Source organism: Bacillus sp. TH19 (assembly GCF_016651075.1).
Taxonomy (GTDB): Bacteria; Bacillota; Bacilli; order Bacillales; family Bacillaceae_G; genus Bacillus_A; species Bacillus_A mycoides.
The window spans coordinates 505,397-521,001 of sequence record NZ_JAEKEO010000010.1; the positions used below are offsets into that span (position 1 = coordinate 505,397).

A 15,605-nucleotide genomic window follows, 5' to 3' on the forward strand; every position below is an offset into this window, starting at 1 on the left:
TTGCTTGTTTTCTTTATTTTGTAGAAACTTCACCTGCAGCTTCTGTTTGTGGAATACAGTATCCGATTATACCACCGATTATTGCTGGAACGATCCAGCCGATTCCTAAGTTATAAAAAGGAATTGTGTGTACGATATTAGCGATAAAACTTGGTATCATTCCCACATTATCAAGTGCATGAATACAGCTAATAATGAATGCTGCGATCATCGCTCCGATATAGACAGAAGGTTTACGTTTCGTATATTTATCGATAAATGATACGAAAATTAAAATGATTGTAATTGGATATAAAATAATTAATACGGGTAATGTAATTTTGATTAATAAACTTAATCCTAAGTTTGAAATAACGAAGCTAAAAATACAAACGTATAGTACAAGCTTCTTATATGAAACATTTGTTAATACTGTTGTGAAATAGTTGGCGAATGCACTTACAACACCGATTGCAGTCGTTAAACAAGCAGCTATAATTGCGATACTTAATAAAACATTACCGCTTGTCCCAAAGAATTGATACATAATAGTTGCTAATAGTTGACCGCCATTTTCAAATTGTCCTAAGTTTCCGTTTGAAGCGCCGATATAACCTAGTAAGAAGTAAACAATTGTTAAGAAAAGAGCCGCAATGCTTCCGCAAATAATTGTATATTTCGCAATGGATTTCTTATCTTGTATACCGTTTTGGCGAATTGCATTTACAACAATCGTTGATAATACGAGAGCTCCGATTGCATCTAATGTTAAAAAGCCTTCGAGAAATCCTTTGAAAAATGGGATTTCTTTATAGTCACCAACAGGTTCTGCGAACGATACTGGTGAAAGAATCGCCTTTGTTGCCATAATTGCAATAATTCCAAGCAAAATTGGCGTTAATATTTTTCCGATATGATCTACTAATTTGGATGGATTTAACGATAAGAAGTAGACGACTATAAAGAAAATCGCACTAAAAACTAACATAGAGTACCATTGATCTGGGAAAAGTGGTGTAATCCCAATTTCATAAGATACAGTTCCAGTTCGTGGAATAACAAATAGTGGGCCGATGGAAAGATAAATAATGATAGCGAATACTGCTGCGAATTTTGGGTGAACACGGCTCGCTAAAGTATTAAAACTACCACCAGCAAGGGCAACAGCGACGATAGCTAGTAAAGATAAACCGACATCTGTAATAATAAATCCTGTAATGGAAACCCACATATTTTCTCCGGAAGAAAGACCGAGAAGAGGCGGAAAAATCATATTACCAGCACCGAAGAAAACTGCGAATAGTAATAAACTAATCGAAAGTATTTGCGCTGGTTTTAAAGTTGTACGCATATAAAGAAAAGCCTCCTAATGAGCGTTTTTTTGTCGAAAATTCAAATAATTTGTCGATTGACTGTTATTATTTTAAAGGTCTGATGACTAGAAAGCAAGAGGGAATTTTAAAAATATTTTAAAATAATGCGTAAAATTGAATAAATATACTATTTATATGTTAATGAGGAAGGATTTTACTTTTAACGTAAAAAAACACATATCGCTAGGATATGTGTATTAAAAATAAATTTGCCTATCACGTTCTTCTTTTAAAATTTCTACAGCCTCTCGGAAACGTTGAGAATGGACAATTTCTCGTTCGCGTAAAAAGCGTAAGCTATCATTTATATCGGGATCGTCTGATAAATCAATTAGCCATTGATAAGTCGCTCGTGCTTTTTCTTCAGCTGCAATATCCTCGTATAAATCTGCGATAGGATCTCCTTTCGCTTGAATGTAAGTGGCAGTAAAAGGAACACCACCTGCATTATGGTAAAACAAGGCGCTATCATGATTCGCATAATGCGCGTCTAATCCGGCAGCTTTCATTTGTTCAGGTGTTGCATCTTTTGTTAATTTATAAATCATTGTAGCAATCATTTCTAAATGTGCGAACTCTTCTGTACCAATATCAGTTAGTAAGCCAACGACTTTGTCAGGAATTGTATAACGTTGATTTAAGTAGCGAAGAGCAGCAGCCAGTTCGCCGTCCGCACCGCCATATTGTTCAACTAATAATTTGGCGAGTGCTGGATTACAAGTACTCACCTTAACAGGATACTGTAATTTTTTTTCATAAATCCACATAGTTTCTCTCCTTTATCCCGCTATTTGCTGCCCGTAAACTCCACTTGATTAAAGTTTCATTTTATATTTGCCATGGCCACGGTCCTTGGCTCCATTGCCATGGAGCGTTAGAATAACTATTTCCGAACTGCTGAAGTGGCCCGTATTTTTCTTCAATTTTTTGTTGTAATACTCTTCGTTTATAGGAGAAATCATTGAATTGATTTATAGCTGCAGTATCGTCGGGGTGCGTATCTAAATAGAGGGTAAGTTCAACTAATACAAAGTCTAGTTCTTGTAGTTCTTCAATCCATTTGTAATATTCATCAGGCAATGTTTGTGTCACGTTTTTATTCACCGTCCTTTTTTGTGAGGATTTTCATAAAAATCATAAAAAGCAGGCCATAAAGTCCCTTTTCTTAAAGCTTCGTTTGGTGGGAATTGGGGTAAGTTAGGTGGTTGAAAGCCCATAAATAGGTGTGGGGGAGTTGAGTAGTATTTCTTTCCAATTGGAGGGCAAGGATCATTTGGACCGTGATAAGGTATGTAAGATTTCATGAATTTATCCATGTTACACGCCTCCTTTATAAATGAAATATTCATCACTATGTATTGTATTCGTACATAATTGCAAATTATGACTCATATAGAAAACTAAAAGGGGCAGGGGGAGTGCGGATGGAAAGTGTTACAACATGTATTGTCTTAGAATCTAAAAACTTAAAGGAAACATTATATTTTTATGAAGGAATTCTAGGGTTTAAACCGAGCGAGGAGAGGCCACAAATACGTGTAACAGGTGTGTGGTATGATATTGGTTTAACGAGAATTTGTTTTGTTGTAAACAGGGGACTGGGAGAGTATAGAGAAACTGTAACCTCATCAGTGAAGGAACTATTGTTAAAAACTACAAATATCGAGCGGTTAAAGAAAAAGTTAGCGTTTTATCAAATATCATTTGTAGAAAAGCGCCGCGGGGAAGAAGTTAAAATAATATTTCTTGATCCAGATGGTTATACACTCCAATTTACTTCAATAGAGAACGTGAAAGAGAGCTTTTTGCAATGTAATAATCTGAATGGTGAATGAAAAAAATATTGACAAGCTTAGGTAAATATTTTAATGTGATTGTATAAAATTGTGTATCTAAAGGGGAGTAACTTATTACAGTAAAGTCGTCATTACAGGGAGAAACCCTCGGCTTTATTGGCAACGATTCGTTGTTAGTGAGACCTTTACCAGCAATGGTAAAGGCCCCTTCTTGTCTTTTTTAGGACCCTTACCATATTTGGTAGGGTCCTTTTTGTATACAAAGAGAGGAGAAATAAAAATGAAAAAACTTATAAGTAGATTAAGAGTTGTATTTCATGTCCGCCGTTTTGTTCCATTCCTATTTGACTTTTTTACTTCAAAAGAGGTTTCAATAAAGAAGAAAATTTTATCTATTGCTTTTTTAGTTGGTTATGTAGCGATGCCGCTCGATTTAATTCCAGACTTCCTACCGTTCATTGGTATTTTAGATGATATTGGAATTGTGTTATTTATTTTGAACCGAATTGTAAAGATGGCGCCAGTTCAATTACAAGAAAAGCATAACGTAAACGTAGGATAGGAGTTGAAAATATGGAGCAAATTATTTTAGATATAATCGAGTTTTTAAAGCAGTTTTCTTATTTTGGAGTTGTGTTAGCATTAACGTTTGAATTTATTCCAGCAGAAGTAGTTTTGCCCATGGTTGGGTATTGGGTATATGAGGGAGATATGAATTTTTGGCTAGCTGTATTAGCTGGAACGCTTGGCGGAACGACAGGACCTTTAACGTTATATGCGCTCGGGTATTACGGTGGTCGTCCTCTATTAATAAAATACGGGAAATACTTCTTCATTAAAGAAGAACAAATTCAAAAAGCAGATGATTTCTTTGAAAAATATGGACCGGTTGTAGCATTTGTTGGACGCTTTGTGCCAGGAGTTCGAACGCTTATTTCCGTTCCATGTGGTATGGCGAAAATGAACATATGGAAATTTAGCATATATACATTTGTAGCAATGTTCCCATTAACGACTTTGTATATTTATTTTGGAATGAAATTAGGTCCGCATTGGGAAAAAGCAGCGGGTGTTGTTGGACAATATATGCTACCGATATTAGTCGTCGTTCTTATTATTGTAGGTGGTATTTTAATCTATAAATTTATGAAAAAACGAAACAGATCGGAATCTATCTAGTCATTGGTAATGGAATTTGCATATTTTTTGAAAATAGATGAATAGTACAGGCAAAAGACTCTGAGGGACATACACATATAGGGAATATAAAAGAGAGAGGGGAAACAACTATGTCTTGTGAGTGCTCAGGGTCAGCATTAACTTGCTGTCCAGATAAAAATTATGTGCAAGATAAAGTGTGTAGTCCGTGGTCTGCTACTGTAGTTGCAACAGCAATTGATAATGTTCTTTATACAAATAATATTAACCAAAATGTAGTTGGTACTGGTTTTGTTAAATATGATGTTGGTCCAGGTCCAATTACTGTAGAAGCGCTTGATTCTGCTGGGGCTACAATTGATACACAAACATTAAACCCAGGAACGAGTATCGCTTTTACGTATCGCCGCTTTGCTAGTATACAAGTTGTGCTACCTGCAACACCTGGTGGAACGTATCAGGGAGAATTTTGTATTACAACACGTTATCCACTTTCATAGTAGAATAGGAGAGGATCGAAATGGGAATGAGAAGTTCCGGTTTGTCTTGTTGTTCTAATAAAACACTTGTGCAAGATCAAGTATGTACAGACTGGTCTATTACAGGTGCTGGTACTCAAATTGTATATACGAATAATATTACACAAGAAGTATATGGTTCAGGTTATGTGAAATATGATGTAGGCGCGAATCCCATTACAGTTGATTTTTTAGTCGGTGCTACAGTAGTTGATACAATTACTGTACAACCACAAAGTAGTGGTACTTTCACTGTACGATATTTTACTACTGTCCGAATTACTACGACAGGAACAACTGTTAATCAAGGCGAGTTTTGTATTACAGTACGTTATCCAATTTCATAAAAAAAGCATACCGTAAATGGTATGCTTTTTTTAAATTGAGGAAGTAATAAAATTGGTATTCTATAAGCAACATGTAAATTGGCAACAGTACTTGCCTTCTAAATATAGTGAAGGATTATTTTGTATATTAATAATACTAACGGATTTTAAATCTTTACCTGTGTAAGATATTGTATTGCCAGGAAACACAGTGAAAATATTGGTTACTGCTCCAATGATTTGAATTGTAATTGCTTCAGTGCTGCTAGTACTATTGTAAACCGAGACAGTACCTGATATAAGCAGTATCCCATCACTTTGCCACAGTATCATTGATTGTAGTGCATCTTTGGTAGAGGGAATGGTGTTGTTAGTTATGAGGAAATTACCTGCAAATTCATTTGTTACTCGCTCACAACTTGGATTTGGAGGAGGGGGCGGTGGACAAGGGTCTGGACAAATGATAGATAAAGGAGCGAAACAGCCAATATTTTTTTTGTTCTTCAATACAACCCCTCCTTTTTAAGTTGTCTTTTACTACTATTAAATGTAGAAGCATGGCCGATGTGTTAAGAAAAGAAGAAAATTTTTAAAATTAAGATTGTCTAATAGGCTTACAGCTTAACTTATCATTAATGTTATAGAAAAGATTATATGTGAATAGACATGGGAAAAGAATGATCAGACTCTTTTAGACAAAAGGTGGTTGTATACAATAGTACGAGTAATGTTGGACTTAACACTTAATTAACTGTATATTTACAAAAAACTAATAAAATTCATTTGTTATTTAAACGATATTAATATGTTTAAGATAAAATAGCCCTTGTAATGAATCAATTATTATGAGGAGGATTCACGTGGAAAGAACTGCTTTACGAAAAGTAAAAGGTCTTATTGGATTATTAATGGTGTTTGTATTGGCATTTGTATCATTACCGTGGAGTACGTCGGTTAAAGCGGAGGAGAAAAAGCAAGAAAAGGCACCAAGTGAGAAGAAAATCGTTTTCCCAGTTGTAAGTGATGTGCATATTAAAGATAGTGGAACAGATGATACGTTCCGCTGGAAAAGAGCGATTGAGCAATTTAATACGCTTGCACCAAAGCAAGATGCGTTTGTCATTGTAGGTGATTTTACTGATTCGGGTTCAGTAAAGCAATATGATCGTTTCATGCAAGTGTATAACGAAAATGCAAATAAAGATGCGGTACGAATGAATTCTCTAGGTAATCATGATTATTGGAACGGCTTATCTGTAGAGGGAGCACAGAAGCGTTTCTTAGAAAAGACAGGAATGGAATCGGTTTATTATCATAAGGTGGTAAAAGGGTATCATTTCCTTGTTATGTCTCCAGAGGATGGGACAACACATGGCTATTATTCGGACAAGCAAATTAATTGGTTAAAAGAAGAAATGGCAAAGGCACAAAAAGATGATCCAGAAAAACCGATTTTTGTGTTTTTACATCAACATATTAAAGATACAGTGTACGGTAGCCAAGAATGGGGAACGAAAGATAGTGCGAAAATTAATGCGGTATTAAAAGAATATCCACAAGTCATTACGTTTTCAGGTCATTCGCATTATCCGTTAGATGATCCAAGATCGATTCATCAAAAAGACTTTACGTCTGTTGGAACATCTTCTGTAAGTTATATGGAAGTTGAAGGTGGTAAAGTACAAGGAAATATCCCGTCAGGAGCTAGCACGTTAAGCCAAGGTCTATTAGTAGAAGTGGATGATAAAGAAGTAACGATTAATCGCCGCGACTTCCATACGAATTCTTGGACAGGTGAACCTTGGAAAATTAAATTACCATCAAAGAAAGAAACATTTACTCATGTAGAAGATCGTGATAAAGAAAAACCATACTTTGCAAAAGATGCAAAGCTTGCTGTATCAAATGTAACGGAAAATGCGGCAATAGTAACATTCCCGCAAGCATTGGACAACCTTCTTGTTCATTCTTATCGCTTGCAAGCAAAGGATAAACAAACAGGTGAGATTAAAAATAAGCTATTAGCGTTCTCTGAGTTTTATCGTGATCCAGTTCCAAAAGAACTTACATTTACACTGGCAGGATTAGATGGCGGGAAATCATATACACTTGAAGTAGTTGCAATTGATTCGTTTGGCAATGAAAGTGAGCAACCATTAACTGCAGAAATCATAACGAAAAAAGAGAATATTGATCCGAATGTGAAAGTACCAAAGGCAGACGTTTTTGATGTGAATTTCTTAGATGGTACATTTAAAGATAACTCACCGTTTGGAACAAAAGGTGATGTGAAAGGAAATGTATCTATTGAATATGATAAAGCGTTGAAAACAAATGTAATGAAATTAAATGGAAAAGCAAATACATTTGGGTACCTTCCATTTTCAGCAACACAAAAAGAAAAAGTAGCAAATTCATTTACGTTAGAAACTGTATTTTCAATGAATGAAATTCGCGGACAAGGTATTTTGCAAAATACAGAGAGCGGTGGAATTGGTTTTGAGTCTACAGGAAGTGGATATGTAGAATTATGGGCTCATATTGGCGGAAGTTATAAACGTGTAGGTGTTCAATTAGAAGCAAACAAAACGTATCATTTAACAGGAACGTATAATGGAAGTGAAGTAGCAATTTATGTAGATGGTAAAAAAGTAAATAGTCAGCCAGCTCAAGGGAAAGTATATCACCCGAACGTACCATTTGCACTTGGTGCAGATCCAGATAGCAATGGAAATGGTGGTATTCCGTTAAATGGACAAATTGCGTTAGCAAAATTATATAGTAAAGCATTAAGTTCTTCAGAAGTATTAGCAGCATATAACGAATTTTCTAATCGTACAAAATTAGAGCAAGTAAATGCGTTATATGAAGAGAGTGGAAAAGTGAAAGAAGTGTTAGCTGGTACTTATGAATTTGGTGAAAAACCAGGTCAGTATTCCCAAGCAGCTTTTAACGAATTAAAAAGAAGTTATGACAATGCAAAGAAAGTGTTTGAGAATATAGCAAGTACAGGAGAACAAATTGTTCAAACGTATAATGAATTAAAAACAGCAAACCAAACATTTGTACAATCAAAGGTAGCAGAAGAACAGCCAAAAACACCGAAAGAAAAATTACAAGTGAATATTGAATCTGCAAAAGCAGTAGTGAAAAAAGCACAAGCTGCAAATGTAACGGACGGTTCAGTGAGATCATTGAGTCAAAAAATTACAGTTGCAGAAGCTGTAGTAAAAGATGTGAAAGTAAAAGATGCACAGGTAGAAACGATGAATCGTACGTTAGAGTACGCTATTTCACTGGTTGAAAAAAGCATCAACAAATAAGGTATAAGAAAAAGAAGCTTATCATGATAGGCTTTTTTTTTGTTATACTAAAAGTAGTATAGAAAAAGGGAGCGAATAATTTGGAAGAGAAAAAGCTAAAAAGAATTCTTGAATATGTATGGATCGCCGTTGTGCTCCTTGTAGGATATTATTTATTAAAAGATAAAAGTATATGGATTCTATTTTTAATGACATTTTTATTAGCGGGATTAGGAACGCTATTTATTAACTTTTTCTTTGATAGTGTAAACGCGTGGAGAAAGAAAAAGAAAGAGACGAAGTAAGGGAGAATAAAGTGAAACTTTAATCAGTGGGAGTCTTACTGCCCGGCAAATAGCGGGATAAGTATACAAAAGTTGATCGGTGTATTTTTCGTTTTACAATCGTTAATGAAAATAGCTCGCCTTTATTATAGGCGAGCTATTTTTTTATACTTCTTTTTTCTCATCATTTGTTTTTTTAGTAGCTAAATGACTATGTTTTCTAGAGTAGAAGAAGTATACGCATAAACCGACTATAAGCCAAAATAAAAAGCTGATCCATGTCGTTTTGGACAAATTAGTCATTAAATATAAACAACAAAGAATAGCGACAACCGGTAGTGCAGGTACGAGTGGTGTGCGGAAGCCTCGTTTTAAATCAGGATGAGTTTTCCGTAAAATAAGTACAGCAAAGCAAACGAATGTGAAGGCTGTTAACGTACCGATGTTTACTAAATTCGCTAGTAAATGTAGGTCTAAAAGTCCTGCTAATAAAGCTGCAAATACTCCAGTAATCCATGTATTTAATAAAGGGATTTTCACTTTTTTATTTACGCGTGATAAAGCTTTTGGGAGTAAGCCGTCTCGGCTCATTGCATAAGAAACACGAACTTGTCCATACATAACGACTAAAAGAACGGTTGTCATTCCTGTCATCGCACCTACTGCAAGTAGCCCCGCAATAGTATCTTCACCAACGAAATGTAGTGCAAATGCAACTGGATCAGAAACGTCTAATTGCGTATAAGGAACCATGCCTGTTAAAACGAAAGATACGATCATGTATAAAACTGTACAAATAAGAAGGGAACCGATAATGCCAATTGGTAAATCACGCTGCGGTTTTTTCGTTTCCTCTGCCGCGGTTGCGATTGCATCAAAACCTAAAAAGGCGAAGAAGACAGTGGCAGCTCCGGTAATAATACCGTCGTACCCGAATGGAATGAACGGTGTCCAATTTTCAGGCTTTACATACTTTGCACCTGCTACGATAAAGGCGATAATAACTGCTAATTTTATAAGGACCATAATATTATTAATGCGTGCGCTTTCGCGTATACCAAAACTTAAAAGCCCAGTAATGAGAAGTAAAATACAAACAGCTGGTAAATCAATGAGACCACCTTTTCCTGTACCAGGGGCCGAGGCTATTATGGCGGGCAGATGGATGTTAAATCCTTGTAGTAAAGATTGTAAATAACCAGACCAACCGACAGCTACTGCTGCGACGGCAAGTAAATATTCGAGCATTAAACACCAACCAACGATAAAGGCGACAACTTCTCCGACAGTCATGTATGCATAAGTGTAAACACTGCCTGAGACTGGTATAGAAGAAGCGAATTCGGCATAACAAAAGGCTACACAAGCACAAGTAAATGCAGCAATAAGGAATGATAACATAATACCAGGGCCAGAATGTTTTGCCGCTACGATACCTGTTAATACAAAAATCCCTGTCCCAATTACGGCGCCGATTCCTAAAAACGTTAAATCGAGTGCTGTTAATGTTCTATCTAGCTGTCGTGGTGATTCAGTACTAAGCGCTTTTTTTCGTAATAATGACTTCACTTTGGACTCTCCTCCCATTTTTCATCTCCATAACTGCGAATAGTGTGAATCCATTGGAAAAGAGTACGTAAGTGAATAAAGGTACAGTTATGGTATGTAGTTTTTTGAAATTTCTGGATTAATTTTATTATAATTCAGAATATTTTGTCAAATAAAAATGTGACAAATAATATTCGAATGAATAGGGGAAACTACTTGCAGGAATGGACGAGGGTTAACAGAGTGACAAAACCACTCATTAAAGTTTCACTTTATCCCGCATTAACTGCCCGTAAATGCCCGATTGGTTTAACTAATAATCAGTGAGGATGGGGAAATTCCCCACTGATTAAAGTTTCACTTTATAAAGTAGGAGAAGATGTTATGTTATTTTATTTTGAACTTGTCGTCATTTTACTTTGTACGAAATTAGCTGGTGATATTAGCGTAAGACTCGGCCAGCCCTCTGTACTTGGTAAATTAATCGTTGGTATTATTATCGGTCCGGCTTTGCTAGGTATTATTAATAGTTCAGAACTTATTGATGAGCTTAGCGAAATCGGTGTTTTGCTACTTATGTTTATGGCAGGACTCGAAACTGATTTAGAAGAGTTAAATCGTAATTTAAAATCTGCATTCGCAGTAGCGATGGGAGGAATTATTTTCCCATTCCTTGGTGGGTATTTAGCAGGACTTGCGTTTGGAATGTTACAGTCGCATGCGATCTTTTTAGGGTTATTACTTTGTGCCACTTCGGTTAGTATTTCTGTTCAAACACTAAGAGATTTAGGGAAAATGAATACGAGAGAAAGTACGACGATTTTAGGTGCAGCTGTATTTGATGATGTAATTGTCGTTATTTTATTAGCATTTGTGATGAGTTTTTTAGGTACACAAGATGTAAATGTAACGCTAGTCATTGCAAAGAAAATTATCTTTTTTGTAAGTATTGTTTTCATCTCTTGGAAAGTTGTTCCATGGATTATGAAAATGCTCGTACCACTTCGCGTAACAGAAGCGTTAATTAGTGCAGCTCTTATTATTTGTTTCTCTTTTTCGTATTACAGTGAAATGATGGGGATTGCAGGTATTATTGGGGCATTTGCAGCAGGAATTGCGATTTCGCAAACAGAGTATAAGCATGAAGTGGAACATAAAATTGAACCGATTGCTTACGCGATATTCGTACCGGTTTTCTTCGTAAGTATTGGAATGGAAATTACATTTCAAGGTATCGGAAGCCAACTTTGGTTCATTATCATTATGACGCTCATCGCAATTTTCACAAAGTTAATCGGATCAGGTTTAGGAGCAAGATTAACAGGGTTTAACTTACAATCTTCTATTAGTATTGGTGCGGGAATGGTGTCGCGCGGGGAAGTAGCGCTTATCATTGCAGCAAATGGACTTGCGGCGAATTTGTTAGCGAAAGAAAATTTCACAGCGATTGTTATTGTTGTTATATTGACGACAATTATTACGCCGCCGCTTTTGAAGAAGTATTTTGTATAGAGAGGAAGGGCTTATCTGATGTAGGTAAGCTCTTTTTTTATTGCAAAATGCAGTGGTCATGTAGCATGAATGGATTGTAATTATGATAAAATCTATGTATGTGATATGACAAGGAGAGGGAAGTGTGAAGATTACAAAGGGGAAAGTTATAGGTGTAATCATACTTATTGCACTATGTATACCATTTACTGCATGGAAAGAGTCAAAAGTGAAAAATTTTCCAGTTTCTATTTTTTCTTCCTATGTAGAAGACGAAAACCCGAAAGACTATAAGTACACTGCTTTTGTACCTGACTTTGCAATTTGGATACATGGATGGGAAAAACAGCGATCTGAAGGTGAAATAACGTCATATAAAAAAGGGGATCGAACTGTAATTGTTCACCATCCACCTGGCAATGATGGTTTTTATCTATATGATACAAATGATATTAGAGAATATACGCAACCGTAAGAAGTGGAGGTTAAATAGTGAAAGCTTCAACACTACTATTTAAAATTGAAAGTAATATGGATCAATTTTCACCAGCTGAAAAGAAGGTTGCCATGTACATAATGGAGAATGCTGAGATTGTTCCGAATTTAACGACGAAAGAAGTGTCAACGAATGCAGGTGCAAGTGAGGCGAGTGTTGTTCGCTTTTGTAAATCGATTGGAATCGGAAGCTTTAAAGCATTTAAGATAGCGCTCGTTCGTGAATTAACGATTGCTGATTATAATATTAATGATTTTTCAGTGATGAATACGGAAGATGGACCGTACGATTTGTTTAATAAAGTTACATATGTGAATAAAGCTGCAATTGAGGCGAGCGTTACTGCGATAGATAAAAAGGAACTTGAGAAAGCTGCAGATCGTATTGTAAATGCGGATAAAATTATATTTTACGGAGTAGGCGGATCGGCTACTCCAGCGATGGACGGGGCTTATAAATTTACAAGGCTCGGATTTACAGCGATGATGCTATCTGATTTTCATATGATGTTGCCACTCGTCACGAATTTAAAAGAGGGAGATATATTTGTGGCGATTTCAACTTCTGGGCGGACGAAAGATGTGCTCGAAATGGCGCAATATGCGAAGAAGCGAGGGGCTACAGTTATTGCGATTACGAAGCTAGATCAATCATCTCCTTTATATAAAGCGGCAGATATTCGCCTTTGTATGCCGGATGTAGAGCAAGACCATCGCATTGCGAGTATTGCTTCGAGAATGACGCAACTGAATATGATTGATGCTTTATACGTGATTACTTTCAATCGAATTGGTAATAAAGTATTAGATCAATTTATGGAGACGAGAGAAGAAGCATTACGGTTACGGAAATTGAAGTAGAAGAAAAGATGGGGAGACTCATCTTTTTTATTATCTTTGACACAAATATGTCATGTTGTGAAATTTTATTTCATAAAATAAGAAAGAGTTATTGATTTTTAATTTCTTAAAGTTATAATAAAAGTGTGAAATATAATTTCGAAGAGGGTGGCAATATGTTAGAGAATTTATCGACAGAACACCGTAATGAGAAAACGATGAATCTAGATGAGATGAGTATAAAAGAAGTGTTACAAAGTATGAATGAAGAAGATCGAACTGTTGCGTTAGCAGTTGAAAATGAAATAGAAGAAATTGAAAAGGTTGTACAAATTGTTACTAAGTCTTTTGAAGAAGAAGGCCGTTTAATTTATATTGGGGCTGGTACGAGTGGCCGTTTAGGCATTTTAGACGCAGTAGAATGTCCCCCGACATTTGGAACAGATGATAAAATGGTTCAAGGATTTATAGCAGGTGGATTGAAAGCGTTTACTAAGGCGGTGGAAGGTGCCGAAGATCGTGAAGAGTTAGCAAAAGAAGATTTAAAAAGTATTGGATTAAACGAGAAAGATACGGTTATTGGAATTGCAGCAAGTGGTAGAACACCCTATGTAATTGGCGGATTGAAATATGCAAGTAGCGTGGGAGCAAGTACAGCTAGTATTTCCTGTAATAAAAATGCTGAAATAAGTAAATATGCAAAACTAAATGTGGAAGTGGAAACAGGCGCAGAAATATTAACAGGCTCAACACGGTTGAAGGCTGGCACAGCGCAAAAGTTAGTACTCAATATGATTTCTACAGCGTCTATGATTGGTGTAGGGAAAGTATATAAAAACTTAATGGTAGATGTTCAATCTACAAATGAAAAATTGGTAGAACGCTCAAAACGAATTATTGTTGAAGCGACAGGCGCTAGTTATGAAGTAGCTACAGAGTGTTATGAGAAAGCAGATCGAAATGTGAAAGCTGCAATCGTTATGATATTACTACAGTGTGAATATGGGGAAGCACTAGAAAAATTAAAAGGTGCGAAAGGATTTGTGAAGAAAGCACTTTAAACTTTGGGGAGGGGGATTCTATTATGAAGAAAGAAGAGAGAATGGCCAAAGAGATTTCAGAGCAACTTGGGGGAGTAAAAAATATTCGTGGCATTGCTCATTGTATGACGAGACTGCGATTAACGCTTCATGATGAAAGTAAAGTGAATATGGACCTTTTGAAAAAGGTTGAAGGGGTTATGGGCGTTATTGAAGATGAGACGCTTCAAGTTGTTGTTGGACCAGGGACAGTAAATAAAGTAGCAGCTGAGATGGAAGGTTTAACGGGACTGCGAATTGGTGAGGTGGCAGATCAGCACCTTGAAGATCTTGGGCAAGAGATGAAGTCAGAGATTAAGAAGAAAAATAATACACCAGTGAAAAACTTTTTAAGAAAAATAGGAAGTATTTTCATTCCGCTAATTCCGGGGCTTGTTGCGTCAGGAATTATAAATGGGGTTGCTAACTTTGCGAAAAACGCAGGTGCTGATCCGAATGCAACGTGGCTACAAATGCTACTACTTATTGGCGGCGGTATCTTTACATTCTTAGGAATTTTAGTCGGTTGGAATACAGCGAAAGAATTTGGCGGGACACCAGTTCTTGGGGCAATTGCAGGTATTTTAATTTTTAACCCAGCGATGGCGAATGTAAAATTATTTGGTGAAGCGCTCGTACCCGGACGGGGCGGATTATTTGCAGTTATTTTTGCAGCATGGCTTATGGTTGTAGTTGAGAGACGAGTGCGGAAAGCTGTGCCAAATGCAGTTGATATTATCGTAACACCACTCATTACTGTATTAGCTGTAAGTATAGTAACGATGTTAGCGATTCAGCCAGTAGCAGGCTTCTTATCTGATGGTATTACAAGCGGTATTAATGCAATTTTAAATGTTGGCGGAGCATTTGCTGGAGCTGTGCTTGCCGGAACATTTTTACCTCTCGTAATGGTCGGATTACATCACGGTTTAACACCGATTCATATGGAATTTATTAATCAAACGCACGTAACGCCTTTATTACCAGTACTCGCAATGGCTGGCGCTGGGCAAGTAGGAGCAGCAATTGCGATTTATGTGAAAACAAAAAATAAACGCCTTCGTAATGTGATTAAAGGTGGATTACCAGTAGGATTTTTAGGGATTGGCGAACCGCTATTATACGGGGTTACATTGCCACTTGGGAAACCGTTTATTACTGCTTGTTTAGGAGCGGCTGTCGGTGGTGCATTCCAAGCTGTTATGAAAACGGCTTCACTCGGAATAGGTGTATCAGGATTATCATTAATTCCGTTAATTGCTGATAATAAATATTTATTATATTTCCTTGGATTAGTAGTTGCATATACGTTCGGATTCATCTTTACGTACTTCTTCGGCTTTAAAGAAGAAATGGCAGAAAACATATAGAGAAAGGGATTCCTTTCTCTTTTTTTTATATTAATAGAAGGAGAGA

18 protein-coding genes are annotated in these 15,605 nt (G+C 36.4%); 12 read left to right on the forward strand and 6 right to left on the reverse strand.

Annotated features, from left to right (window positions below; all coding sequences use genetic code 11):
• Positions 1 to 13: 13 nt before the first annotated feature.
• The 4 genes from brnQ2 to JFU54_RS20310 form a co-directional block, all read right to left on the reverse strand.
• Positions 14 to 1,330, reverse strand: coding sequence for a branched-chain amino acid transport system II carrier protein BrnQ2 (gene brnQ2 / locus JFU54_RS20295; RefSeq protein WP_201066059.1), 1,317 nt, complete (start codon positions 1,328 to 1,330; stop codon positions 14 to 16).
• A 219-nt stretch (positions 1,331 to 1,549) separates the two neighbouring features.
• A complete protein-coding gene (gene cotJC, locus JFU54_RS20300) occupies positions 1,550 to 2,119 on the reverse strand; it encodes a spore coat protein CotJC (RefSeq protein ID WP_002010774.1) in 570 nt (189 codons plus the stop codon).
• A 61-nt stretch (positions 2,120 to 2,180) separates the two neighbouring features.
• The gene (locus tag JFU54_RS20305) at positions 2,181 to 2,444 is read right to left on the reverse strand and encodes a spore coat protein CotJB (protein WP_000194953.1); all 264 of its coding nucleotides are present in this window, start codon (positions 2,442 to 2,444) and stop codon (positions 2,181 to 2,183) included.
• Between the two features lie 8 nt (positions 2,445 to 2,452).
• Complete coding sequence (locus tag JFU54_RS20310; RefSeq protein ID WP_002193326.1) at positions 2,453 to 2,668, reverse strand: spore coat associated protein CotJA; 216 nt, start codon at positions 2,666 to 2,668, stop codon at positions 2,453 to 2,455.
• A 108-nt stretch (positions 2,669 to 2,776) separates the two neighbouring features.
• Here JFU54_RS20310 and JFU54_RS20315 point away from each other — a divergent pair, with 108 nt between their 5' ends.
• The 5 genes from JFU54_RS20315 (at position 2,777) to JFU54_RS20335 (ending at position 5,171) form a co-directional block, all read left to right on the forward strand.
• Complete coding sequence (locus tag JFU54_RS20315; RefSeq protein ID WP_201066066.1) at positions 2,777 to 3,187, forward strand: VOC family protein; 411 nt, start codon at positions 2,777 to 2,779, stop codon at positions 3,185 to 3,187.
• Positions 3,188 to 3,428: 241 nt separating this feature from the next.
• Positions 3,429 to 3,710, forward strand: a complete 282-nt coding sequence (locus JFU54_RS20320) for a YkvA family protein (protein ID WP_000733844.1) — start codon at positions 3,429 to 3,431, stop codon at positions 3,708 to 3,710.
• An 11-nt stretch (positions 3,711 to 3,721) separates the two neighbouring features.
• Positions 3,722 to 4,327, forward strand: a complete 606-nt coding sequence (locus tag JFU54_RS20325; protein ID WP_002166332.1) for a DedA family protein — start codon at positions 3,722 to 3,724, stop codon at positions 4,325 to 4,327.
• Between the two features lie 110 nt (positions 4,328 to 4,437).
• Positions 4,438 to 4,806 (forward strand): DUF3992 domain-containing protein, encoded by a 369-nt coding sequence (locus JFU54_RS20330; RefSeq protein WP_002087413.1) that lies wholly within the window; start codon positions 4,438 to 4,440, stop codon positions 4,804 to 4,806.
• 20 nt (positions 4,807 to 4,826) lie between these two features.
• Complete coding sequence (locus JFU54_RS20335; protein ID WP_000525803.1) at positions 4,827 to 5,171, forward strand: DUF3992 domain-containing protein; 345 nt, start codon at positions 4,827 to 4,829, stop codon at positions 5,169 to 5,171.
• Between the two features lie 60 nt (positions 5,172 to 5,231).
• Here the strand turns inward: JFU54_RS20335 and JFU54_RS20340 are convergent, their stop codons facing one another.
• Positions 5,232 to 5,657 (reverse strand): S-Ena type endospore appendage, encoded by a 426-nt coding sequence (locus JFU54_RS20340; protein ID WP_002087412.1) that lies wholly within the window; start codon positions 5,655 to 5,657, stop codon positions 5,232 to 5,234.
• A gap of 353 nt (positions 5,658 to 6,010) precedes the next feature.
• Here JFU54_RS20340 and JFU54_RS20345 point away from each other — a divergent pair, with 353 nt between their 5' ends.
• Both JFU54_RS20345 and JFU54_RS20350 read left to right on the forward strand, forming a co-directional pair.
• Positions 6,011 to 8,473 (forward strand): LamG-like jellyroll fold domain-containing protein, encoded by a 2,463-nt coding sequence (locus tag JFU54_RS20345; RefSeq protein WP_201066068.1) that lies wholly within the window; start codon positions 6,011 to 6,013, stop codon positions 8,471 to 8,473.
• A gap of 80 nt (positions 8,474 to 8,553) precedes the next feature.
• Positions 8,554 to 8,757: a hypothetical protein gene (locus JFU54_RS20350; RefSeq protein ID WP_000391506.1), complete on the forward strand. Its 204-nt coding sequence runs from the start codon at positions 8,554 to 8,556 to the stop codon at positions 8,755 to 8,757.
• 144 nt (positions 8,758 to 8,901) lie between these two features.
• Here the strand turns inward: JFU54_RS20350 and bcaP are convergent, their stop codons facing one another.
• Entirely contained in the window at positions 8,902 to 10,305 is a 1,404-nt protein-coding gene (bcaP, locus tag JFU54_RS20355) for a branched-chain amino acid transporter BcaP (RefSeq protein WP_374100973.1), read from the reverse strand.
• Positions 10,306 to 10,668: 363 nt separating this feature from the next.
• Here bcaP and JFU54_RS20360 point away from each other — a divergent pair, with 363 nt between their 5' ends.
• The 5 genes from JFU54_RS20360 (at position 10,669) to JFU54_RS20380 (ending at position 15,559) form a co-directional block, all read left to right on the forward strand.
• Positions 10,669 to 11,796, forward strand: a complete 1,128-nt coding sequence (locus JFU54_RS20360) for a cation:proton antiporter (protein WP_000899801.1) — start codon at positions 10,669 to 10,671, stop codon at positions 11,794 to 11,796.
• Positions 11,797 to 11,920: 124 nt separating this feature from the next.
• On the forward strand, positions 11,921 to 12,250 hold the full coding sequence (locus JFU54_RS20365) for a hypothetical protein (RefSeq protein WP_000704964.1): 330 nt from the start codon (positions 11,921 to 11,923) through the stop codon (positions 12,248 to 12,250).
• Between the two features lie 17 nt (positions 12,251 to 12,267).
• Complete coding sequence (locus JFU54_RS20370; protein WP_002029960.1) at positions 12,268 to 13,131, forward strand: MurR/RpiR family transcriptional regulator; 864 nt, start codon at positions 12,268 to 12,270, stop codon at positions 13,129 to 13,131.
• Between the two features lie 155 nt (positions 13,132 to 13,286).
• Positions 13,287 to 14,171: an N-acetylmuramic acid 6-phosphate etherase gene (gene murQ, locus JFU54_RS20375; protein ID WP_002140489.1), complete on the forward strand. Its 885-nt coding sequence runs from the start codon at positions 13,287 to 13,289 to the stop codon at positions 14,169 to 14,171.
• Between the two features lie 23 nt (positions 14,172 to 14,194).
• Positions 14,195 to 15,559 (forward strand): PTS transporter subunit EIIC, encoded by a 1,365-nt coding sequence (locus JFU54_RS20380; protein WP_193652623.1) that lies wholly within the window; start codon positions 14,195 to 14,197, stop codon positions 15,557 to 15,559.
• Positions 15,560 to 15,605: the final 46 nt, after the last annotated feature.

Coding starts and splice junctions, on each gene's coding strand:
- brnQ2 (WP_201066059.1), bottom strand. CDS start 1,330: ATGCGTACAACTTTAAAACCAGCGCAAATACTTTCGATTAGTTTATTA.
- cotJC (WP_002010774.1), bottom strand. CDS start 2,119: ATGTGGATTTATGAAAAAAAATTACAGTATCCTGTTAAGGTGAGTACT.
- JFU54_RS20310 (WP_002193326.1), bottom strand. CDS start 2,668: ATGGATAAATTCATGAAATCTTACATACCTTATCACGGTCCAAATGAT.
- JFU54_RS20315 (WP_201066066.1), top strand. CDS start 2,777: ATGGAAAGTGTTACAACATGTATTGTCTTAGAATCTAAAAACTTAAAG.
- JFU54_RS20320 (WP_000733844.1), top strand. CDS start 3,429: ATGAAAAAACTTATAAGTAGATTAAGAGTTGTATTTCATGTCCGCCGT.
- JFU54_RS20325 (WP_002166332.1), top strand. CDS start 3,722: ATGGAGCAAATTATTTTAGATATAATCGAGTTTTTAAAGCAGTTTTCT.
- JFU54_RS20330 (WP_002087413.1), top strand. CDS start 4,438: ATGTCTTGTGAGTGCTCAGGGTCAGCATTAACTTGCTGTCCAGATAAA.
- JFU54_RS20335 (WP_000525803.1), top strand. CDS start 4,827: ATGGGAATGAGAAGTTCCGGTTTGTCTTGTTGTTCTAATAAAACACTT.
- JFU54_RS20360 (WP_000899801.1), top strand. CDS start 10,669: ATGTTATTTTATTTTGAACTTGTCGTCATTTTACTTTGTACGAAATTA.
- murQ (WP_002140489.1), top strand. CDS start 13,287: ATGTTAGAGAATTTATCGACAGAACACCGTAATGAGAAAACGATGAAT.
- JFU54_RS20380 (WP_193652623.1), top strand. CDS start 14,195: ATGAAGAAAGAAGAGAGAATGGCCAAAGAGATTTCAGAGCAACTTGGG.